Raw genomic sequence first — 21,360 nt, 5'->3', positions numbered from 1 at the left:
CCGGCATCGCGCACCTGCACAACATCCTCCTCGCCAACTGACCGGCAACACCAGCCCCACCAACCACAACACGAGTTACGAGACATCCCTTAGGCGCGATGCTGGGCAAGCTGCTGGCCGACTCCGGCGGTGCCGACCAGATCGTCGACACCGTGCTCGGCAAGGCCCGCGGCGCCGCGCTGCCCTGGGCGATGGCCCTGGTGGCGGCACTGATCGGGCTGCCGATGTTCTTCGAGATCGGGCTCGTCATGCTCATCCCGGTCGTGCTGCTCGCGGCCAAGCGCACCGGGAAACCGTTGATGCTGCTGGGAATTCCGGCGGTCGCCGGGCTTTCGGTGCTGCACGGACTGGTCCCGCCGCACCCCGGTCCGCTCGCCGCGGCGGGCGCGCTGAACGCGAACGTCGGCGTGACGCTGGCGTTCGGCCTGCTCGTCGGCATCCCGACGCTCGTGGTCGCGGGCCCGCTGTTCGCCCGCGTCGCCGCCCGGCTCGTCCCGGACGCGACGCCGCCCGAGCGGCTGATTCCCGAGCGCGCGGACACGGACCGGCCGCGGCCGAGCTTCGCCGCGACGCTCACGACCGTGCTGCTGCCGGTCGTGCTCATGCTCGCGAAAGCGCTCTCGGACATCCTGCTGGACAAGGGGAACAGCACCCGGCACGTGCTGGACTTCATCGGCGACCCGCTGATCGCGCTGCTCGCGGCGGTGCTCGTCGGCATGGTGCTGCTCGGCCGCCCGGCGGGTCTCGACCGCTCACGACTGTCCACTGTGGTCGGTGACGCGCTGGGCCCGATCGCCGGGATCATGCTGATCGTCGGCGCGGGCGGCGGGTTCAAGCAGACGCTGGTCGACGCGGGCGTCGGCGACGTGATCACGGGCCTGGCCAAGGACGCGCACCTCTCGCCGCTCCTGCTCGGCTGGCTGGTGGCGGTGGCGATCCGGCTGGCGACGGGATCGGCCACGGTCGCGACAGTCTCGGCGGCCGGCATCGTGGCCCCGCTGGCAGCAGGGATGGACCCGTCGCACAGCGCGCTGCTGGTGCTCGCGATCGGGGCCGGGTCGCTGTTCTTCTCGCACGTGAACGACGCCGGGTTCTGGCTGGTCAAGGAGTACTTCGGACTGTCGGTCGGGCAGACGCTGAAGACCTGGTCGGTGATGGAGACGCTGATCTCGGTGGTGGCGATCGCGCTGATCCTGCCGCTGTCGCTGGTCGTTTAGCGGACGAGGCCACGATCCCGATCCACGCGTAACACCGCCGACCCGATCAGCGCCTTCCGGATGTTCGCGACGGGAAGGTGGGATCGCATGGGACTCATCCGGAAGACGCTGATGGTCGGCACGATGGGTGCCGTCCGCGGCAGCAGCAAGAAGCAGCGCGTGGCCAAGGCCCAGCTGAAGGAGCTGCGTGTCCAGACGAAACTCCAGCAGGTCCAAGCCCAGCAGCAACAGCAGGCCCGGCCCGCACCGCCGGCCGCGCCACCGCCCGGTTGGTACCCGTCACCCACGCAGCCCGGCTCGACGCAGTAGTGGGACGGCGCGCAGTGGACGCCGTCCTTCGCGCCGACGACGTAACCGGGCGATGGCGGAAGCCGCCACCACAACCCGGCCGATTCCGAAGGCCGTCACCCGCATCGGGTGGCGGCCTTCTTCGTACGTTGACATGTGACCTTTTGGTCACCTATTCTCGCTGACGTGCCCGACGACGACCTGGTGTTCAAGGCGCTGGCGGATCCGACCCGCCGGTTCCTGCTCGACCTGCTCTTCGAGCGTGACGGCCGCACGCTCACCGAGCTGGAGACCCAGGTGGAGATGACCCGCTTCGGCGTCATGAAGCACCTGAAGCTCCTGGAAGAGGCCGGGCTCGTCGTCGCCCGGAAGGAAGGCCGCGAGAAGCGGCACTTCCTCAACCCCGTCCCGATCCGGGAGATCCACGACCGGTGGATCGACAAATACACCGAGCGCCACGTGACCGCGCTCCTCGACCTCAAGAACGAACTGGAAGGCGAAGAACCATGACGGACACCGTGCAGGTCTACCGCGTCTACATCAAGGCATCCCCGGAGCGCATCTGGGACGCCATCACGAAACCCGAGTGGACGGCGAAGTACGGCTACACCGGCCTGGCCGACTTCGACCTGCGGCCCGGCGGCAAGCACCGCACCCGCCCGACGCAGGCGTTCATCGACGCCGGGATGACCGGCGACCTCGTCGACGGCGAGGTCCTGGAAGTCGACCCGCCGCGGAAACTGGTGATCACTTGGAAGCTGCTGATGGCGCCGCAGGACGTGGCCGACGAGCCCTACACGACCCTCACCTACGAGATCGAGGAGTCCAAGACCGCCGGCACCAGGCTGACCGTCACGCACGACGTCACCGGCGCCCCGAGCATGGCCGGGATGGTCAGCGGCGCCTTCGAGCGGCTCGACGCGCCGCCGAACGAGAACGCGGGCGGCGGCTGGGCCTGGATCCTCTCGGACCTCAAGACCCTGCTGGAGACCGGCGACACCATCGTCCCCGCGCCGTGAGATGGGTCTGGTGGCCTGCCTCGCGCCGCTTCGAGGCAGGCCACCAGGTCTAGGTGCGCTGGGTCGCCGCCTTCAAGGCCGCCTTCGCGGCTTCGGACGCGCCCAGCGTGTCGAGGCCGAACAATGCCGCTCCCACTACGGGGTTCACGTCGACGACGCGGACCACCGCGCGCGGCGCCACCTTCAGGCACCGCTTCTCGATCTCCGCGATCACCGGCGCGCCGATGCCGGTCAGGACGCCGCCGCCGAGCACGATCTCCGGCGCGTCCTCGGTCAGGTCCAGCTCGCGCAGGATCACCGCCGCGAAGACGCTGACCTCCTCGACGAACCGCGTCACGATCTCCTGCGCGACCTCGTCGCCCGCCGCCGCCACCTCGAACAGCAGCGGGCACAGCCCGTGGATCGAGGCGGCCGGGATTTCTTCGAAGTGCAGGCCCTGCACGACGTCCAGCAACGTCGGCTTGCCGAAGTACGCCGCCACTGCCGGCATCAGCGCGGTCCGCGGACCGCGGCCGTCCTCGGCGCGCACGGCCCACCACAGGGCCTCTTCGCCGAGCCGGTAGCCGCCGCCCCAGTCGCCGGAGATCTTGCCCAGCGCGGGAAAGCGGTGGACGCGGCCGTCCGGGCCGACGCCGGCGCCGTTGATCCCGGCGCCGCACACGACCGCGACACCCACCCCCGCGCTGCCCGCCCGGAGCAGCGCGAGGGTGTCGTTGCCGACCGTCAGGGTGTCGCTCCACCCGCGCGCGGACAGCGCCGCGTGCAGCGCTTCCTCCTCGCGCGGGAAGTCCAGACCGGCGAGGTACGCCGACGTGTGCACCGCGAACGGCTTCTTCCCGAAGTCCGCGTAGGCCTCCAGGACCAAGCCCTCCAGCGCCGTGACGCACGCCGCGACGCCGATGTTCTGCGGCGACGCGCCGGGGCCGCGGGACTTCCCCAGCACGACGCCGTCTTCCGAGATCACCAGGACCTCGGTCTTGCTGTTGCCGCCGTCGATCGCGATAATCGCAGGCCTCATCCGCGCGCCCAGGGCAGGTACTCGCGGTTGATCTGCACCAGCGAATCGGCGAGCGTGTCGGCCTTCGAGTACTGGCCGACCAGCGGGTGCGCCAGCAGCGCGTCCGCCACGCGGTCGCGGCCGCCCTTCAGCGCCGCCTCCAAAGCCAGGAACTCGTACGCCGTCGTCGCCGCGATCAGGCCCGAGAACCGCGGCTCCACCGGCAGCTGCGGGATCGGCGTCGCACCCTTGGAGTCCACAATGGACCGCGCCTCGATGACGGCGTCGTCCGGCAGGAACGGGAAGGTCCCGTCGTTGCGGACGTTCACCACGTGCTCCTCGGCCGGCCCGCCCGCGGTCAGCGCGTGCACCAGCTGCACGGCGGCTTCCGAGTAGTACGCGCCACCGCGCTTCTCCAGCGACTCCGGCTTGGTGTTCTGCTCCGGGTCGAGGTAGATCTTCAGCAGCTCTTCCTCGACGTCGGAGACGACGTCCGCGCGCGGCCGCTCGGTGCGCTGCTTGGTGACCTGCTCGTCGTGCGCGTAGAAGTACTTCAGGTAGTACGACGGCACGACGTTCATCCGCCGCAGCCACTTCTCCGGCACGCTGACCTCGTTGGACAAGTAGTCCAGGTGCTGGTCCAGCAGCTCGGGCAGCCGGTCGACGCCATCGACGAGCGCGCCGCGTTCCCAGCTCAGGTGGTTCAGTCCGGTGTGGACGAGCTTGACGTCGTCCGCGCCGACCCCGAGCAGCTTCCCGAACTGGCGCTGCAGGTTGATCGCGACGTTGCACAGCCCGACCGCGCGGTGGCCCTCGTTGAGCAGGGCGCGCGTGACGATACCGACCGGGTTGGTGAAGTTGACGATCCACGTGTCGTCACCGGCGATCTTGCGGACGCGGTCGGCGATGTCGAGCACCACCGGGACCGTGCGCAGCGCCTTCGCCAGGCCGCCCGCGCCGGTCGTCTCCTGCCCGACGCAGCCGCAGGCGTGCGGGAACGTCTCGTCCGAGCGCCGCGCCCGCTGCCCACCGACGCGCAGCTGGATCAGCACCGCGGAAGCGCCGTCGACGCCCTCTTCCAGCGACTGCGTCGTCCGGACCCGCGCGGGGTGGCCGGCGTGGTCCAGCAGCCGCTGGCTGAACCCGCCGACGGCCTCGACGCGGTAGGCGTCCGGGTCGACCAGCACGATCTCGTCGACGTCCAAAGTGGACCGGCGCCCGGCGATCCCGTCGATCAGCTCCGGCGTGTAGGTGGACCCGCCACCGACGACTGCCAGCTTCATCCCTTGACTCCCGTGAATGTGATGCCCTTGACGAACGACTTCTGGGCGAAGATGAACAGCACGATCACCGGCGCCATGATCAGCGCGGTCGCCGCCATCGTCATGTTCCACTCGACGTGGTGCATGCCGCGGAAGGACGCGATCGCCAGCGAAAGCGGCCAGTGGTCCTGGTTCTCGCCGGTGTAGAGCAGCGGCCCGAAGTAGTCGTTCCAGGTGAACAGGAAGCAGAACATCGCGGTGGCCGCGATCCCCGGCTTGGCCATCGGGATCAGCACCCGGACCATCGCCTGGAACTCGTTGCAGCCGTCGATCTTCGCCGCTTCGATGTAGTCCTTCGGAATGGTGAGGAAGAACTGGCGGAGCAGGAAGATCGAGAACGCGTCGAAGAAGAAGTACGGCACGATCAGCGGAACCAGCGTGCCGGTGAGGCCCAGCCGGACCCACAGGTCGTACAGCGGCACGACGGTGACCTGCGGCGGCAGCAGCATCGCCGCCACGGTCAGCATGAAGAACAGATTCTGCCCGCGCCACCGCAGTTTCGCGAGCCCGTAGGCCGCCGGGATCGCCGAAAGCAGCGCGCCCGCCGTCGCCAGCGCCGAATACAGCAGGCTGTTGCCGAAGTATTCGAGCAGCGGCGCTTTCTGGAACACCTTGACGAAGTTCTCGAAGTGCCATTCCGTCGGCCACAGGCTCGCCGTCATCGCCTGGTCGCTCGCCATCACCGCGGTGAGGAAGACGAACAGGACGGGCAGCATGAAGATCACGCCCATCGCGATGCCGACGGAATGCAGCGCGATGAACGACAGCCGCTTGTCCCAGTTCCGCTTGAACCGCACCTTCGGCGGTACGCCCGCCGCACGCTGCGGCGCTTCGGCCACGGCGGTCATGCGCCCTCCTCCTGGTGCTGGGACTTCCTGAGCTGCCGCACGAGAATCCACGTGAACGCCGCGCTGACGATGAACAGCAGGACGGCCATCGCCGCCGCGTAACCCATGTTGAAGTAGCGGAAACCCTGGACGTAGAGCCAGATCGGGTACGTCAGCGTCGAGTTCTGCGGCGCCCCGATGAGTTTCGAGTTGCCGGCGACGTCCGCTGTCCCGGCCGACGCCGAGGAAGCGACGATCGCCTGCGTGAAGAACTGCAGGGCGTAGATGATCGAGTTGACCACGCCGAACAGCAGCACCGGCGAGATCGACGGCAGCGTGACGTGCCAGAACCGGCGGATCGGGCCGGCGCCGTCGAGTTCGGCTGCCTCGTACTGCTCGGTCGGGACGTCCAGCAGCGCGGCCAGGATGATGATCATCAGCTCGCCGGAGCCCCACAGCGCCAGCAGCGTCAGCGCCGGCTTGGACATCGACGGGCTGTTGAACCAGAGGCCGCCGTCGATGCCGAAGAGCCGCAGGAACCGGTTGACCGGGCCGAACTCCGGGTTGAACACGAAGACGAACGCCAGCGTCGCCGCCGCGGGCGGGGCGAGCGTCGGCAGGTAGCAGAGCGTCCGGACCAGGCCGACGCCCGACTTGAGCCGGGAGATCACCGAGGCGACGCCGAGGGAGAACACCACCCGGCAGACCGTCAGGACGACGACCAGCCACAGCGTGTTGTACGCGGCCGTGCCGACCAGCGGCTCGCTGGTGAACATCCGGACGTAGTTGTCGAAGCCGACGAACACCGGCGCGTTGATCAGATCGTAGCGGGTGAAGGAGTAGTAGACCGTCGCGATCAGCGGGTAGCCGAAGAAGATCAGGAACCCGACGAAAGCCGGGGCCATGAAGAGGAAGACGGTCCGGCGGCGCTTGGCCCGGCGGGCCCCCGCCCGCGCCTTGCTCGGCGCGGACGGGGAACCCTGGGCTTTTTCCGCGAGCGTGGACGTCATCCGCCCGCGCCCTTCTGCTTCAGTTCGTCGTCGATCTGCGCGTCGACCTTCTGCAGGCCCGCGGTCAGGTCGGGCACCGAGCCGGCCTGCCACTTCTCGGCGAAGTCGTTGACCGCCTTGAGGTGCGCGTCGCCGATCGGGGTGGTCTGGTTGGCGACCAGCTTGCCGCTGTCGTAGATGTCGAGGAAGGTCTTGAACTGCGGCTGCAGGTCCAGGCGCGGCGAGGTCAGCGACGCCTTGGTGCTGGGCACGTTCTTCAGGCCGTTGGCCATGTCCACCAGGGTGTCGGTGTCCAGGGTGACCTGCTTGATGAGCTCCCACGCGGCGCCGGGGTTCTTGGCGCCCTTGGGGATCGCGATGATCGTGCCGGTGGTGAAGCCGCCGCCGTAGTGGTCGGCCATGCTGTCGAGCACCGGCGCGGGCGCGGTGCCGTAGTTGACGTCCGGCGCCTGGTCCTTGAGGAACGCGGTGCGGAACTCGCCGTCGTAGATCATCGCCAGCTTCTTCTTGTGGAAGCCGTGGTCGGCGGAGTACTCGTCACCGAGGCCGGCCTTGAACTGCTCGACCTTGTCGTGGCCGCCGTAGAAGTCGATGAGCTGCTTCTGGAACTCGAACATCGCCTTCCAGCCGGGGTTGGTGGCGAGGTCCGACTTGCCGTCCGGGCCGAGGAAGGGCGCGCCGAAGTTCGGCGCCCAGTACTGGGCCTGGTTGGCGTAGAACGGCATCGAGGGCAGGAAGCCGGCGACCTTGATCGACCCGTCCGGGTTGAACTCGGTGAGCTTCTTGGTGGCCTCGAACAGTTCCGACGTCGTCTTCGGCGGCGAGGTGATGCCCTTCGCCGCGAACATGTCCTTGTTGTAGTAGAGCCCGTAGACGTCGGCGAGCATCGGCATCGCGCACCGCTTGCCCTGGTACTCGGTGTAGTTGCGGACCGCTTCCGGGATTTGGTTCAGGTCGATCTTGTCGCGGTCGATGTAGGGCTTCAGGTCCTGGAAGCTGCCGTTGGAGCACCAGGCGCCGAGGTTGTCGGTGTAGAAGGAGATCGCGACGTCGGGTGGGTTGCCGCCGCGGATCGACTGGGTGAGCTTGTCGTCGTCCTGGTTGCCCTCGTGCTTGATCTCGATGTTCGGGAACTTCGTCTTGAGCTTGTTGAGGCCCGCGGTGACCACGCCGTACTCGCGGTCGGTGAACTTGGAGTACACGGTGATCGTGAGCTTGTCGTCCTTGCCGGGCGCGGCCGCGGGGTCACCACCGCCGCTCGGGGCGGCGGCGCCGGAGCAGGCGCTGGTCAGCAGGACGGACGCCGCGGCGGCGGCCACAAGCAGGGCGCCTCGTCGGGTCCGGGTGGTAGGGGGCATGGCCCTCCTCCTCATCGGTCGGTCTACTCGGTCGGGGACGGGTGCTTTCGTCCTCGGGCCTGCGACCCGAGGAGCGTGGGGGTGACGACGCCGAAGACGTCCTCACGGGCGGTGGCCAGCGCCGACTGCAACGCGCCGGCGCGGACGGCGTTGCCCTGCACGGAAGCGCAGCCGACGGGCGTGCGCGGCAGGACCAGTTCGTGGAGCTTTTCCTGCACCAGCGCGGCGAACTCCTCGCCGCCGGCGCGGCTGGTGTCCCCGCAGAGGAGCACGAGCTGCGGGTCGGCGACCGCGACGAGGTTGGCGACGCCGCCGGCGACCCGCCGGGCGAGGTCGTCCAGGAAGGGGTGGCCCTTGGGTGCTTTGGTCACAGCGTCCCAGGCCGTGTCGGCTTGGATGCCGTGCGCGGCGGCGAGCCGGCAGATGGCGGGTGAGTCGACGAGGTTGCCGAACCGCGCGCCGGCCTCGGGCCAGACGTCACCGGTGTCCACGGTGGCCGGGTCGGGCACGCGCATCCAGTCGATCTCGCCGCCCCCGCCGGTCGCGCCGCGCAGCAGCCGCCGTCCGATGACGACGGCGCCGCCGACGCCTTCGGACAGCCAGACCATGACGAAGTCGTCGACGTCCTGGGCCTGCCCGACGCTCATCTCCTCGACGGCGACGAGGTTGACGTCGTTCTCGATGAGGACGTCGACGCCGAGCTCGTCGGAGAGCTTCTGCGGGACGTCGAAGCCGAGCCAGCCGGGGATGTGCGGGGCCGAGGACAGCAAGCCGGTCCGCGGATCGAACGCCCCCTGCGCGCCGATCACGACGTGGGCCAGCTGTTCCCGGGTGATCCCGGCTTCTTCGGCGACTTTCTGGAGGGCTTCGCCGAAGGTCCCGACAACGTCGGCGCCGGCGTGCACGGGCAGCGGCGTCCGGTATTCGGCGAGCACGACCCCGGCGACGTCGGCGACGACGAAGTCGGCGACGTGCGGGGTGAGATCGACGGCGGCGACGAAGGCGAGGCTGCCGTTGGCGGCCCAGAGCTGGGCGCGCGGCCCCCGCCCACCACCCCGGACGCCGGCTTTGACGACGAGGTTGTCCAGTTCGAGCCGGGTGATGAGCTGCGCGGTGGCGGGCTTGGAAAGACCGATGGCGAGCTCGAGTTCGGCGCGGGTCAGCGGGCCTTCCCGAAGGAGGACCTCGATGGCGGCGCGATCGTTGATCTCGCGCAGCATCCGCGGGCTACCGGCTCGCACTCGTCGCTCCCGACTTAATTAGGATACTTTACAGACGGTTTCGCAGGACTGTAGTGAGCCGGAGCACAGCCGTCAACGGTCTGGTGAAACGACCAGGTAACGCCTCGCCCGCACTGGGCCACGTGGCGGAAACACGGGTGAACGACTTGCGCCGGCGATCCGCGGCTTGGTCAGCGGAGTTCCGCTTGCGCCCGCCGGTCAAGCGGTGCACGGGACGCAACGGAAACGGCCCCGGCGGGAAGCCGGGGCCGTTCGTAGCGCAGGTTGTCGAGGGCGGCTACTCCTCCGCGTCCGCCCAAGCCTTGAGCATCACGCGGGCGATCGACGAGTTGCCCGGCAAGATGATCTCCGCCGCCCCACCAGCGATCGGCGTCGGCTTTGAACCCTCGCCTCGCACCGCACTGTTCGCGAACGCCTCACGGACCTCCGCGCGCGACACCCACAGCGCCTCTTCGATCTCGCCGTCCGCCGGGACCAGTGGCAACGATCGGTCCGCGCGCGCTGTGAAGCCCAGCATGATCGAGCGCGGGAACGGCCACGGCTGGCTCCCCAGGTACCGCACGTCGGACACCGACGCGCCCACCTCTTCGCGGATCTCGCGGACCACGCACGCCTCCAGCGACTCCCCCGCCTCGACGAACCCCGCCAAGACCGAGTACCGCCCCGCCGGCCAGATCGGCTGACGCGCCAGCAGCACGTGGGAGCCGTTCACACCCTCCGATGAGTGGACCAGGCAGATCACCGCCGGGTCCGTGCGCGGGTACTCCTCGCGGCCGTCATTGGTGCACTTGCTCGCCCAGCCGAACTGGATCAGCTCGGTCGGATGTCCGCAGCGAGTGCAGAACTTCGCCTGGCGACGCCAGTTGCGCAACGCCTGGGCCGTCGTGAACAGCCCCGCCGACGTGTCGTCCAGCAGGTCTCCGTACCCGCGCAGCTCGACCCAGATCTCGCCGTCCGCGGTCGGGACCTCCTCGACGAACCCCCAGCTGCCCGCCATCTTCACCGTGCCGGCGTCACCCGATGGCCCACCCGGCAGCGACCAGTAGTCCGTGTCCTGCCACTCGCCCAGGAACACCGCGTCCGCCGGGGGCGATGCACCGAAGTCGATCGCCTTCCGGAACGCCAGGACCGACGAACCTTCCACGACCGGGGTGCGCCCGGTGTCGTCCAGCAGGACGACCCGGGCGTCGGCCCAGCGCGACAACAGCCGCGAAGGGTTGTTGCGCAAGCCTTCCTGCCGGTCCACAGTGGACCGGGACAGGGTGGGCGGCTCCCCCAGCGAGAACGGGACGGACATCAGGCCGGCTCGCCCACTACGACGTCGCCGAGGGACAGCAGCTTGCGCTCCAGCACACCCGCGTCGCCGACCACCACACCCGTGAACCGCTTGGGGGCGAAGTACTTCAACGCCGCTTCGGCGACCTCGTCGGCCGTCACCGCCGCCACCCGCGCCGGGTGCTCGTTCAGCCACTCCAGGCCCAGCCCGGTCGAGGCCAGCGCCAGCACCTGGCCGGCCAGGCCCGACTGCGACGACGTCGACGTCAGCAGCGAGCCGATCGCGTACTGCCGCACCGACTCCAGCTCGTCGCCCGTCGGCGGGACCTGGCCGAGGCGGCCCAGCTCGTAGCGGGTCTCCAGCAGCGCCGGGGCGGTCGCCTCGGTGGCCGTGTCCGCGTCGACGTTGACCACCGCGGTGCCGTCGGTGAACTCGAACCCGGAGTGCGCGGAGTACGTGTACCCCTTGTTCTCGCGGATGTTCTCCACCAGCCGCGACGAGAAGTACCCGCCGTAGGCCAGGTTCGCCAGCTGCAGCACCGCGTAGCCCGGGTCGGTGCGCGGCACGGTCTGCGCAGAGAGCCGGATCTGCGACTGCACGGCGCCGGCGCGCGGCACCAGCAGCACGTTCGGCCCGGTCAGCTCGGGCAGCGGCGGCAGCCGGACGGCGGAGCGGTCGGACGCCCAGCCGCCGAGCACCTTCTCCAAGTCACCGACGACGGCGGCCGGGTCGAGGTCGCCGACCAGCACCAGCACCGCGCCGCGGGGCAGCACGGACGCCTGGTGCAGCGCCCGGACCTGCTCCGGCGTCACGACCGCGACGTCCTCGGCCTTGGGGACCTCGCGCGTGGCCGGGTGGTCGCCGTAGCGGTGCTTCTGCAGCGCTTCGCGGGCGATCGTGCGCGGCTGCGTCCGCGAGACGGCGATCCGCTCGACGAGCCGCTCCTTCTCGCGCGCGATCTCGTCGTCCGCGTACGTCGCTCCGGTGAGGACGTCGCCGAGGACGTCGAGGAACGTCGGCAGCTTGTCGGCGAGCGCGGATCCGTTCAGCACCAGGCGTTCCGGGTCGACGCCGGCGCCGATGTCGCCGCCGATCAGCGCCAGCTCGGCGTCGATCTCGATGCGGTTGCGGCGGGCCGTGCCGGTCAGGATCGTCTCGGCGAGCACCTCGGCCGTGGCCGGGTGCAGCGCGTCGTCGCCCGCGAACGGGATCCACAGCCGGGCCTCGACCAGCGGCACGGTCGCCTTGCGCACGGCCAGGACGCGCAGGCCGTTGGAAAGCTCGGTGTCCACATGGGACAGATCCGCGGCGGCGCGCTGCTCGCCCAGCGGCGGCAGCGGGCGCGGCCCCCGCGTCGTGCGGCCGATCTCGTCCGCACTGCGGTGCGTTGCAGAAGTCACTGCTCGTTGGTCCCTTCCGAAGCGGGCTTGACCACCAGGACGGCGCGCGCGTCGGGGCGCAGCGCCTTCGCCGCCGCCGAAACGGCTTCCGAGGTGACGGCGGACATCCGGTCCGCGAGCTTGTACACCAGCGACGCGTCGCCGTAGAGCAGCTCGAACGAACCGAGGGCCAGCGTCCGGGACACCAGCCGGTCGTGCTCGGAGTGCAGGCTCGCCGTCCAGCGGGCGGTGACCTTGCGCAGCTCCTCCTCGCTCGGCGGGGTCTCGGCGAGCTTCTCCAGCTCGTCGTCCAGCGCGGCGAGCACGCGCTCGCGCGGCACCTCGTGCGGGTGGATCAGGGTGATGGTGAACGTGTCGGGGTCGCGCGCCTCGAACGGGCCGAACAGCCCGGCGCCGGCGCCGATGTCGACGACCAGGGGCTCGCGGTGCACCAGCCGCTGCTGCAGGCGGGAGCCGTCGCCGTCGGTGAGGACGCCGGCGAGCACGAGGTAGGCCAGGTAGCCGTCGACGTCGTTGATCGGGTCGGGCATCCGGTAGCCGATGCCGAGCGCGGGCAGCGGGGCGTGCGGGTCTTCGACCTCGCCGTGCAGCTCGGTGGTCGGCAGCGGCTCGGCGAACGACGGCCGCCGCGGCGCGGGCCGGTGCGGGACGTCGCCGAAGTGCGTCTCGATCAGCTTCTTGGCGTTGCCGACCTCGAAGTCGCCCGCCACGGTGAGCACGGCGTTCGCCGGCGCGTAGTAGGTGTCGAAGAACGCCGCGCAGTCGTCGACCGTCGCGCTCTCGAGGTCCTCGAAACCACCGTAACCGTTGTGCGCGTTGGGGAACGTCGAGTACAGCACCGGCGGCAGGGTGATCCACGGGAACCCGCCGTACGGCCGGTTCAGCACGTTCAGCCGGATCTCTTCCTTGACGACGTCGATCTGGTTCGCCAGGTTCTCGGCGGTCAGCTTCGGCGCGCGCATCCGGTCGGCCTCGAGGAACAGCGCGCGTTCCAGCGCGGCGCTCGGCAGCACCTCGAAGTAGTCGGTGTAGTCCGGGTGGGTCGACCCGTTGAAGGTGCCGCCGCTGGACTGGACGTGCCGGAAGTGGGCGAGCTTCTCGAGGCTCTCCGAGCCCTGGAACATCAAGTGCTCGAAGAGGTGCGCGAAACCGGTGCGCCCCTCGGGCTCGGAGCGGAAGCCCACGTCGTAGTGGACACTGACGCCGACCACCGGCGCGGTCGCGTCGGGTGCGAGGACCACGCGCAGACCGTTGTCGAGGGTGTATCGGACGAGCTCGGGATCGGCCATGGCCCCACCCTACGACGGGTCGGCACCCGCGTGCGTCCCGACTGGCGAGTGAGAACGGGTGTGCTGCCGCACCGCGTCGAGGCGCCGGCCGCGGTGGGCGCCCGCGAAGGTGCCCGCGAGCGTGAGCGCGAAGGATCCGGCCTGGTCAGGGGTGATGTCGCCGTCGTACCAGTACACCGGCGGAGGGTGTTCGAGCGCGGCGAACGCGGCCACCCACGGGGTTAGTTCGCCCAGAGCGAGCGCGTACGGGAGGCCGCGCGAGAACACCAGCTCCCGTTGGGACTTGTCGAAGTCCTTCGCGCGGGTGGTGGCCAGTTCTTCGGCGACGCCGCGGAGCCGGCGCGCGACCCCGGCGCCCGCGTGCCGGCGCGCGGGCAGCGCCGCCGACGTCACGGCGGCGGCGACCCCGGTCAGCGCGAGGATGACGCCGAGCTGGGCGTACCCGACGGTCAGGGCCAGCAGGACGGTGAGGAACACGCCGTAGAAGACGACCCGGACCCCCGCGCGCCGAAGCCGCCCGGTCGCGAGCCACCCGCGGCCGGCGAGGTCCGCGGCCAGCTCCGCGCGGGGGATCTCGACGTGCCGCTGCCGCAGTTCGGCGAGCGTCACCGACTCCTCCGGCAGCACGGCTTCGAACACGGCACGCTCGAAGGGCGTCAGGTGCTCGTCGGCGGGGTTGCGGCGGGTCAGCGTGGGGCCGTCGCTCACCCGGACGTAGTTGCGGACGGCGAGGTCGAGCACGGTCGCGGCGAGATCGACGGGCCCGGCGCGGCCGTGCAGCAGCACGCCGGCGTGCCCGGGGAGCACCCCGGCCGGGGACGCGAACTCGCCGTTCTTCGCGATCAGGCCGGCCTTCGGCGGGTCGCCGGTGCCCCGACGACGCGCGAACGCCACGAACGCGGCCGCCGCCAGCAGGAGCGCGCCGAAGCCCGCCCAGGCCCAGCCGACCGGGGCGGTGAGCACGAACGCGCCCGCGATCGTCTTGGCCGGGACGAGGACTTCGTTCCCCGGAACCGTGCCGGCGGGCAGCTCGACCGTCGCCGTCATCCGGTCGCCCGCCGCGAGGTTCTGCTGGCTGAACCGCGTCAGCCCGGCGTGGTCGATCTGCGCGGCGCCGCACGGGAAGTCCGAATCCGGCGGCCCGGCGAGGCAGTCGACCGCGGTCGGGATTTCGGGCGCCGCGAAGGAGGCCCGGATGAACTTCAGGTCGGCGCTCCAGCCGCCGGCCAGTTCCCAGGTGACCCGGTCGCCGGCGACGACACCGTCCACTGTGTACCGGAGGACCGACGTGCCGGACGTCAGGTGGACGGTCAGCGCGCCGTTGTCCACTTGGGCGTTCCCGCTGCCCTCGAGGACGACGTCGCGGACGCCGTAGACGCGGTCGCTGTGGTGCGGTGCGGCGACCCGCAGCGGGACCCGGCGGTCCATGGTGACGCCGTCGGGCACCGAGATCGCCTCGGCGACCGAGAGCGAGCCGTCGCGCTCGACCTTGAGCTGGATTTCGGCGCTCTGCGGCACGGTCGGCAGCGGCGGCTGGTCCGGCGCCGCGGCCAGGACCAGCGCCAGCACCGCTGCGGCGAGCACGGTCAGCGGGCGGTGCGGCCGGCGGCGGTGAGCAGCCCGTCGAGCGCGGTGAGGAAGGACGGGAAGTGCGTGCCGAACCGGCGCAGGTCGTGGTCGGCTTCCATGCCGCCGTACCAGTAGAGGCCGGCCGAGCCGTCCGACGCCGGGTTGAGCGCGGCGAAGGCGCCGAGCCAGCGTTCGGTGTCGCCCAGCACGACCGCGTACGGCAGCGAGCGCGAGAACACCATTTCGCGGTCGGCGGGCGGGATGTCCTCGGCCTTGGCGGTGTGCAGGTAGTCGAGCAGGCCGCGGACCTGGCCGACGAGCGCCCGGCCGCGCGCGGTGCGCGAGGGCAGCAACGCGGCCGCCGCGGCGACGGCGAGACCCGCGAGCGCGACCGCGACGCCGAGCAGCGCTTCGCCGACGGTGAAGGTGAAGACGGCGGTGGCGGCCGCGCCGAGCGCGAAGATCCCGGCGCCGAGCCAGGTGAGCCGGCCGCGGGCGGTGTCGGGGCGGCGGGAGAACCAGCGCTTGGTGACGACGTCGGCGTACATCGCGTCGCTGATCTTGCGCAGGTCGAGGGTGCCGCGGGCGCGCAGCTGCGAGACGAGCACGGCGTCCGTGCCCGCCGGCAGCAGCGTCTCGTAGACGGCGCGTTCGAAGTCGTGGAGGTGCTCGTCGGGCGGGTTGCGGCGGGCGAGCTGCCAGTCGGGGCCCGGTACCTCGGCCAGCCAGAGGTAGTTGCGCACGGCGAGGTCGACGACGGTGGCGCTGATGTCGACGACGTCGACGGTCTCGTCGACGACCGTGCCGACCTGGCCGGGCAGGACGCCGTCGGGGCTGGCGAAGTAGACGCGGTCGCCGTCGCGCAGCAGCACCTCGACCGGGCCGGTGGCGGTGGTGAGGGCGCCCGCGTCCTCCTTGCGGCGGCGGTGGACGTAGAGGCCGCCGACGATCAGGAAGGCGAGCAGCAGCGCGAAGGCGATGCCGGTCAGCGGGGTGAAGGCGAAGGCGGTGGCGAAGAGGCCGACGTCGGCGAACTTCGCGGTGGCCGGGACGGTGTTCGCGGGCAGGCCGACGAGGAGGTCGACGCGGTCGCCGGGGCGGACGTCGTTCTGTTCGAGGCGGACGACGCCGGTGTGGTCGAGTTCGGCGAGCGTGCAGCGCTGGCTCGAGCCGATGGGGCCGGCGAAGCAGTCCACAGGGGACAGTCGCGGCGACGGCGCCAGGAAGGAGGCGGTGAGCTTGGCGAGCGGAGCGTCGAAGCCGCTCGCGACCTGCCACCGGGCCTGCTGGCGGCCGTTCTGGTCGGCGACGACGCCGTCGACGGTGAACGTGGCAGTGGACGTGCCACCGGCGAAGGTGAGGACGAGCTGGTCACCGGTCAGCTGGCTGCTCGCGGCGCCTTCGGTCTTGGTGTTCCGGATGGCGAAGACGCGGTCCTGGTCGTCGCTCGCGGAGACCTTGAGGGGAACGCGGGAGGTCAGCTGCTTGCCGCCGGGGACGGTGACGTGCTCGGTGACTTCGAGGGAGCCGTCACGCAGGACTTTGAGGGCGACGTCGGCGGTGGCGCCTTCCGGCGGCTGGATGTTCTGGCCGTTCAGTTGCTGGGGTTTTTTGACCTGTTCGGACGGCGCGTCCGGCAGCACGGGCCCGGCGGACGGCCCCTGCGCGGCGGCAGGCCCGGCGGTGACCAGGACCATGACGGCGGCCGTGACCGCCGCCCCCCATTTCATCGACACAGCACCACACCCTAGAGCACCCGATCTATGCTGACGCCCGGAACGGCGAGATCACCGCAGGTACGCCGGTTCCGACGGGGAAATCGCACGGGGGGTTCCGCTTTCATGACGCACGGCCCGCAGGGTCCTGGTTCCGGCGCTGGTCCTGGCCCCGGCCCGGGCCCGGGCCCTGGCCCACACGACCCGCGGCGGCCGGTGCCGCCCCCGGGGGCCCGGCCGTTGCCGCCGCCGGGGGTCAGGCCGTTGCCCCAGGGGCGGCCAGGGCAGGGACATGGCCGGCCGCCGCACACCCAGCCGGGCCAGACGCCCGCCGGCGCTCCCCAGCAAGGCCCCGGCGGCCAGCCAGGGCAGGCACCGAGCGGCGCTCCGCAGCAAGGACCGGGACCCGGTGGGCAGCCAGGGCAGGCACCCGGCGGCCCCACGCAGCCCAACCAAGCACCCGGCAGCGCTCCCCACCAAGGCCCCGGACCCGGCGGCCAGCCAGGGCAGGCACCCGGCCGCCCCGGTCAACCACCCCACACTCAGCCCCAAACGCCCGGCGCTCCCCATCAAGGCCAAGGACCCGGCGGCACGCCGGGACCTTGGCAAGGCCAAGGACCCGGCGGCACGCCGGGACCTTGGCAAGGCGGCGCGCCCGGCCAACCGCCGTACCCTGGCCAGCCGCCCCGCGGTCCGCAAGGCACCCAAAGCTTCCCCGCGTCCGGGCCCTACCCGCGTCCCGGTGGATTCCCGCCCGCCCGGCCCCCGCTCCCCCCGCCCGCCGCCGCCGCGCCGCCCGTCTTCGCTCCCCCCTACCCGGGCCCGCCGCCCGGCTCGCCTTTCGGCCCGCGGTTCGCTCCCGGCTACCGGCCCTACGTCGCCAAGAAGTCGAACACCGGGGTCATCGTCGCCGTGGCGATCATCGGGATCGTCGCCGTGGTCGGGGGGCTCGTCGCGGCCGTGGCGCTGATCGGCGGCAGCACCCGGCACGTCGCCGATGCCGGGTACTCGAGCACCTACCCCTCGGACACCTACGAAACCACCTCCGCCGACGAAACCACCGAAACCACCTCGTCCACCGAGGAAACGACCACCAGCCGGACCACCGAGGGCACCACCCGCACGTCCGAGCAGCCGAGCGGCCCGCGCTCGGTCGCCGCGACCGGGAACAACCCGCTGTTCGCCAGCCCCGACTACGGCCTGCAGAACGTCCCCTGCTCGCTGAGCCGCTGGGCGACCGACCAGAACAGCGCCACCCGCTTCTTCCAGTCCGGGATCGCCTGCCTCGACGCGATGTGGTCGCGCATGCTCGGCGGCGCGGACCTGCCGTTCCGGTCGCCGAACCTGTCGGTGCCGCGGTCGCTGTCGGAGTCGTCGACGCCGTGCGGCAGCGGCGGCACGACGACCGGCGTCACGCCGTTCTACTGCCCGACGAACGACACGATCTACATGCCGATGGACCGCATCGAGATCGACGTGTGGGGCAACCACCCCGGCCCGTACCTGTCGATCCTGGCCCACGAGTACGGCCACCACGTGCAGAACCTGGCCGGCATCTCCGAGGCGTACGGCAACCAGCGGTACGACGCCGGCGCCGACTCGGCGGTCGGCCTGGAGCTGTCGCGCCGGATGGAGCTCGAAGCGCAGTGCTTCTCGGGGATGTTCCTCGGTTCGGCGTCGGTGTCCGGCGGCTCGGTCGACAAGAACATCTACAACGAGGCGTGGAACGCCCAGGACCGCGGCGACGACTACGCCCGCAACGGCAAGCGCGACCACGGCAGCGCCAAGCACAACATCGCCTGGTGGCAACACGGCGCGACGAAGAACCGCAACCAGCAGTGCAACACGTGGCTCTCGGATTCGGCGGACGTGTCCTAGCTCGGCGGGGCGAACGGGTTTTCGACGGCCGGCGCCGGAACCCCGGACGGCGGGGTCGGCGCATCCACCTCGGCCGGGCTGCCGGAGGCCCCCGGTCCAGCCGACGACGGCGACGGTGCGGCGCCCGTGGCCAGGGAGCCCGCCTGGCCGAGCTGGCCCGCGTGACCGGTCTGGCCGGTCTGTCCGGCCTGGCTCGGCTGGCCGTCGTTGAAGTAACCGGCCTGCGCGTAGCCGGGCTGTCCCGCCTGGCCCGCGTCGCCGGCCTGGCCCGCCTGGCCCGCGAAGCCTGTCTGGCCGCCGTTGAAGTAACCGGCCTGCGCGTAGCCGGGCTGTCCCGGCACCCCAGCGCCAAACCCCGCCGGCACGTGCCCCCGCGCCGCCTCCACCTGTGCCGCGTACGTCCGCATCGCGCGCGCGTGGTCGCGGTTGCGGCGTTCCGCCAGCACCGCCGCCAAGAACGCCCACGGTGGCACCCCCGGCGGCACCGGCGTGCCCAGCGCGTTGCCCACCTGCTGCGCCAGGCTCCAGCCCAGCGCGTGCGCCGCCTCCGGGGCCAGCTGGCCGAACCGCGCCAGGAACTGGCGGCTCGCCAGCGCGAGGTCGTCCGGCAGCCGGGTCAGGTCGAGCTGGGCCGCCCAGCCCTCGAGGCCCGGGGGCATGCCGATCGCCGGGTAGCCCGCGCTCTCCGGGACGCGGTCGCGGATCACCAGCGTGCCCGCCAGGAAGTCGCCCACCCGGCGGCCGTCGGACGAGCACAGCGACACGACCACCGCCACCGCGCCGAACACCCCGAGCGCCCAGAAGTCGATGACGAACCCGGCGAGCCCGCGGGTCAGCGCGTGCCGGAAGCGGATCGGGCCGCCGTCGACGCGCACCACGCGCAGCCCGACCGCCAGCTTGCCCAGCGACCGGCCGCGCGAGAGCGTCTCCCAGAGCACCGGGTAGCCGACCAGGATCAGCACCAGGAACACGAGGATCAGGGTCAGCGCGAGCGATTCGTCCTCGCCCGGCACGGTCAGCGTCAGGACGAAGATCGTGCCGAGCAGCAGCGCGAACTGCACGATGACGTCCAGCAGCATCGCGAGCGCGCGGCTGGCGAGCTTCGCGACGCGCAGGTCCAGGACGACGGCTTCCCCGGTGACCAGCTCCGATTCCTCGTGCACCAGGCCAGCGTAGCGACCGGATAGGGTGGTCGGCGTGGATGTGGACGTCTTCGTCGCGACGCACACGGCGGAGTGGAACCGGCTCGGCGAGCTGACTCACCGCGGCGGCAAGCTGACCGGTGCCGAGGCCGACGAGCTGGTGACGCTCTACCAGCGGACGGCGACGCACCTGTCGATCGTCCGCTCGGTCGCGCCCGACCCGGCGCTCGTCAGCCGGCTGTCCGGGCTGGTCGCCCGCGGCCGGAGCGCGATCTCGGGGTCGCACAACCCCGCGTGGCGCGAGGTCGCGCTGTTCTTCACGCGCCGCTTCCCCGCCGCCGTCTACCTCTCACGGCGCTGGTGGATCCCGGCCGCGCTGGTGTCGATCGCGGTGATGGCGGTGGTCGCCGTCTGGGTCGCGGGCGACCCGCACGTCCGCGCGTCGATCGGCAGCGCGGACGAGCTGAACCAGCTGACGAAGCCCGGCGGCGAAGCCGAGGCGTACTACTCGACGGGCCCGGCGACGTCGTTCGCGGCGCGCGTGTGGACGAACAACGCCTGGGTGGCGGCGACGTGCCTGTTTCTCGGCGTCGCGCTGGGCCTGCCGGTGATCGGTGCGCTGTGGATGAACTCCCTCAACGCGGGCCTGATCATCGGCGCGATGAGCGCGGCCGGCCGCGGCGACGTGATGATCGGCCTCCTGCTCCCCCACGGCCTGCTGGAGCTGACGGCGGTGTTCGTCGCGGCGGGCACCGGGCTGAGGCTCGGCTGGACGGTGGTCGACCCGGGCCGCCGCTCCCGCACCGCGGCGCTGGCCGAGCAGGGCCGTTCGGTGGTCGTGATGGCGCTCGGGCTGGCGTGCGTGCTGTTCGTCTCGGGGATCATCGAAGCGTTCGTGACGCCGTCGGGCTGGCCGACGTGGGTCCGCGTGGGCATCGGCGTCCTGGTCGAGGTGCTGTTCCTGGTGTACGTGTTCACGCTGGGCCGCCGGGCGGCGAAGGAGGGCGAAGTCGGGGATCTCGACGCCCGTGACGCCGGGGACTTCCTGCCCGAATCAGCATAGGCACGAGCCCTCGAAGGCGATCGACGATCCGTCCTCCAGGCCCGCCGTTCCCACGAACCGCGCCTCGAACTCCCCCACCTCCGTCAGCACCAGCTTCGGGCTGGCCGCCGACCCGTCCGGGCCCGTCTTGACCGTCACCGTCTCCCCGCCGCCCTCGAAGACCAGCGCGTTCTTCGGCCGGGCCGCGCGCACGAAGAACGTCACCGGTACGTCCGGCGCCGGCTGGCCGTTCTCGCCGATCACCCGGACCACGAACGGCGCTCCCGGGTCCTTCGAAGCCAGCCGCTGGCCGTTGCCCGACAGGATCGCCAACGTCCGGCCGCCCGCCGCCCACGTGTTCGCGATCCCCGTCAGCGAACAGACTTCCTGGTACAGCCGGGCGCCCGCGACCGCGTCCTCCGCCGTCAGGCACCGCGCGGTCGCCACGTTCGCGATCTCCACCAAACCGGGTAGCCCGGCTACCCGCCGCCAAGCCTGGTGCTTGTCCCCGTCGGAGCAAGCCGCCACCTTCACCGCCACGCCGTCGACGGGACTCACCGCGGTCAAGCACTGTCCACTTGCGACATTCGTGAAGTGCTGCCCGGTGTACGTCCACTTCGCGCCTGGGTCCGCCGCGTCCGCCAGCACCGGCTGACCGGACACCACCGCGAGCGACAGCTTGCCGCCGCCATCGGCCAAGTAGACGGGAGAGCCGTCGGGAACCGAAGCGATCGCCAAGGCCACGGCCATGAACTTGAACATGCTTCGGG

General features: G+C 71.3%; 18 protein-coding genes and 1 pseudogene. 6 read left to right on the top strand and 13 right to left on the bottom strand.

The window, feature by feature from the left end; translation table 11 throughout:
- Nucleotides 1–89: 89 nt before the first annotated feature.
- The 4 genes and pseudogenes from ACZ7OH_RS41650 to ACZ7OH_RS41635 all read left to right on the top strand — a co-directional run.
- A pseudogene (locus ACZ7OH_RS41650) lies at nucleotides 90–1,217 on the top strand (GntT/GntP/DsdX family permease); the annotation flags it as partial.
- 87 nt (nucleotides 1,218–1,304) lie between these two features.
- Nucleotides 1,305–1,526, top strand: coding sequence for a DUF2510 domain-containing protein (locus ACZ7OH_RS41645; RefSeq protein WP_470285926.1), 222 nt, complete (start codon nucleotides 1,305–1,307; stop codon nucleotides 1,524–1,526).
- A 165-nt stretch (nucleotides 1,527–1,691) separates the two neighbouring features.
- Nucleotides 1,692–2,015 carry an ArsR/SmtB family transcription factor gene (locus ACZ7OH_RS41640; RefSeq protein ID WP_470285925.1) on the top strand — a complete coding sequence of 108 codons (324 nt, stop codon included), beginning with the start codon at nucleotides 1,692–1,694 and terminating at the stop codon, nucleotides 2,013–2,015.
- Entirely contained in the window at nucleotides 2,012–2,524 is a 513-nt protein-coding gene (locus tag ACZ7OH_RS41635) for an SRPBCC domain-containing protein (RefSeq protein WP_470285924.1), read from the top strand. Before ACZ7OH_RS41640 ends, ACZ7OH_RS41635 begins: the two co-directional genes overlap by 4 nt.
- Nucleotides 2,525–2,573: 49 nt before the next feature.
- On the opposite strand, the gene ACZ7OH_RS41630 is transcribed toward ACZ7OH_RS41635, so the two are convergent.
- The 11 genes from ACZ7OH_RS41630 to ACZ7OH_RS41580 all read right to left on the bottom strand — a co-directional run bounded on the left by ACZ7OH_RS41630 (nucleotide 2,574) and on the right by ACZ7OH_RS41580 (nucleotide 16,543).
- On the bottom strand, nucleotides 2,574–3,542 hold the full coding sequence (locus ACZ7OH_RS41630; protein ID WP_470285923.1) for an N-acetylglucosamine kinase: 969 nt from the start codon (nucleotides 3,540–3,542) through the stop codon (nucleotides 2,574–2,576).
- Nucleotides 3,539–4,804, bottom strand: coding sequence for a 6-phospho-beta-glucosidase (locus ACZ7OH_RS41625; RefSeq protein WP_470285922.1), 1,266 nt, complete (start codon nucleotides 4,802–4,804; stop codon nucleotides 3,539–3,541). The genes ACZ7OH_RS41630 and ACZ7OH_RS41625 overlap by 4 nt, the downstream gene beginning before the upstream one ends.
- Complete coding sequence (locus tag ACZ7OH_RS41620) at nucleotides 4,801–5,691, bottom strand: carbohydrate ABC transporter permease (protein WP_470285921.1); 891 nt, start codon at nucleotides 5,689–5,691, stop codon at nucleotides 4,801–4,803. Before ACZ7OH_RS41620 ends, ACZ7OH_RS41625 begins: the two co-directional genes overlap by 4 nt.
- Nucleotides 5,688–6,680, bottom strand: coding sequence for a carbohydrate ABC transporter permease (locus tag ACZ7OH_RS41615; protein ID WP_470285920.1), 993 nt, complete (start codon nucleotides 6,678–6,680; stop codon nucleotides 5,688–5,690). Before ACZ7OH_RS41615 ends, ACZ7OH_RS41620 begins: the two co-directional genes overlap by 4 nt.
- Entirely contained in the window at nucleotides 6,677–8,038 is a 1,362-nt protein-coding gene (locus ACZ7OH_RS41610; RefSeq protein ID WP_400899928.1) for an extracellular solute-binding protein, read from the bottom strand. Before ACZ7OH_RS41610 ends, ACZ7OH_RS41615 begins: the two co-directional genes overlap by 4 nt.
- 23 nt (nucleotides 8,039–8,061) lie before the next feature.
- A complete protein-coding gene (locus ACZ7OH_RS41605) occupies nucleotides 8,062–9,258 on the bottom strand; it encodes an ROK family transcriptional regulator (protein ID WP_400901871.1) in 1,197 nt (398 codons plus the stop codon).
- A gap of 298 nt (nucleotides 9,259–9,556) precedes the next feature.
- A complete protein-coding gene (nudC, locus tag ACZ7OH_RS41600; RefSeq protein WP_470285919.1) occupies nucleotides 9,557–10,576 on the bottom strand; it encodes an NAD(+) diphosphatase in 1,020 nt (339 codons plus the stop codon).
- Nucleotides 10,576–11,955 carry a M16 family metallopeptidase gene (locus ACZ7OH_RS41595; protein ID WP_470285918.1) on the bottom strand — a complete coding sequence of 460 codons (1,380 nt, stop codon included), beginning with the start codon at nucleotides 11,953–11,955 and terminating at the stop codon, nucleotides 10,576–10,578. The genes nudC and ACZ7OH_RS41595 overlap by 1 nt, the downstream gene beginning before the upstream one ends.
- On the bottom strand, nucleotides 11,952–13,244 hold the full coding sequence (locus ACZ7OH_RS41590) for a M16 family metallopeptidase (RefSeq protein WP_470285917.1): 1,293 nt from the start codon (nucleotides 13,242–13,244) through the stop codon (nucleotides 11,952–11,954). The genes ACZ7OH_RS41595 and ACZ7OH_RS41590 overlap by 4 nt, the downstream gene beginning before the upstream one ends.
- Before the next feature lie 9 nt (nucleotides 13,245–13,253).
- Nucleotides 13,254–14,828: a DUF2207 domain-containing protein gene (locus ACZ7OH_RS41585; protein ID WP_470285916.1), complete on the bottom strand. Its 1,575-nt coding sequence runs from the start codon at nucleotides 14,826–14,828 to the stop codon at nucleotides 13,254–13,256.
- 2 nt (nucleotides 14,829–14,830) lie between these two features.
- Entirely contained in the window at nucleotides 14,831–16,543 is a 1,713-nt protein-coding gene (locus tag ACZ7OH_RS41580; protein WP_470285915.1) for a DUF2207 domain-containing protein, read from the bottom strand.
- A gap of 897 nt (nucleotides 16,544–17,440) precedes the next feature.
- On the opposite strand from ACZ7OH_RS41580, the gene ACZ7OH_RS41575 reads away from it, so the two are divergent.
- Nucleotides 17,441–18,406 (top strand): neutral zinc metallopeptidase, encoded by a 966-nt coding sequence (locus ACZ7OH_RS41575; protein WP_470285914.1) that lies wholly within the window; start codon nucleotides 17,441–17,443, stop codon nucleotides 18,404–18,406.
- Here the strand turns inward: ACZ7OH_RS41575 and ACZ7OH_RS41570 are convergent.
- On the bottom strand, nucleotides 18,403–19,569 hold the full coding sequence (locus ACZ7OH_RS41570; RefSeq protein ID WP_470285913.1) for an RDD family protein: 1,167 nt from the start codon (nucleotides 19,567–19,569) through the stop codon (nucleotides 18,403–18,405). The two genes, ACZ7OH_RS41575 and ACZ7OH_RS41570, sit on opposite strands and share 4 nt — an antisense overlap.
- A 34-nt stretch (nucleotides 19,570–19,603) precedes the next feature.
- On the opposite strand from ACZ7OH_RS41570, the gene ACZ7OH_RS41565 reads away from it, so the two are divergent.
- Nucleotides 19,604–20,611 (top strand): stage II sporulation protein M, encoded by a 1,008-nt coding sequence (locus ACZ7OH_RS41565; RefSeq protein WP_470285912.1) that lies wholly within the window; start codon nucleotides 19,604–19,606, stop codon nucleotides 20,609–20,611.
- On the opposite strand, the gene ACZ7OH_RS41560 is transcribed toward ACZ7OH_RS41565, so the two are convergent.
- A complete protein-coding gene (locus tag ACZ7OH_RS41560; RefSeq protein WP_470285911.1) occupies nucleotides 20,603–21,352 on the bottom strand; it encodes an RICIN domain-containing protein in 750 nt (249 codons plus the stop codon). The two genes, ACZ7OH_RS41565 and ACZ7OH_RS41560, sit on opposite strands and share 9 nt — an antisense overlap.
- Nucleotides 21,353–21,360 lie beyond the last annotated feature (8 nt).

This window comes from Amycolatopsis sp. NPDC114478, assembly GCF_055633805.1.
Note: the sequence above shows the minus strand (reverse complement) of the source record. Positions and strands in the feature narration are given on the sequence as shown.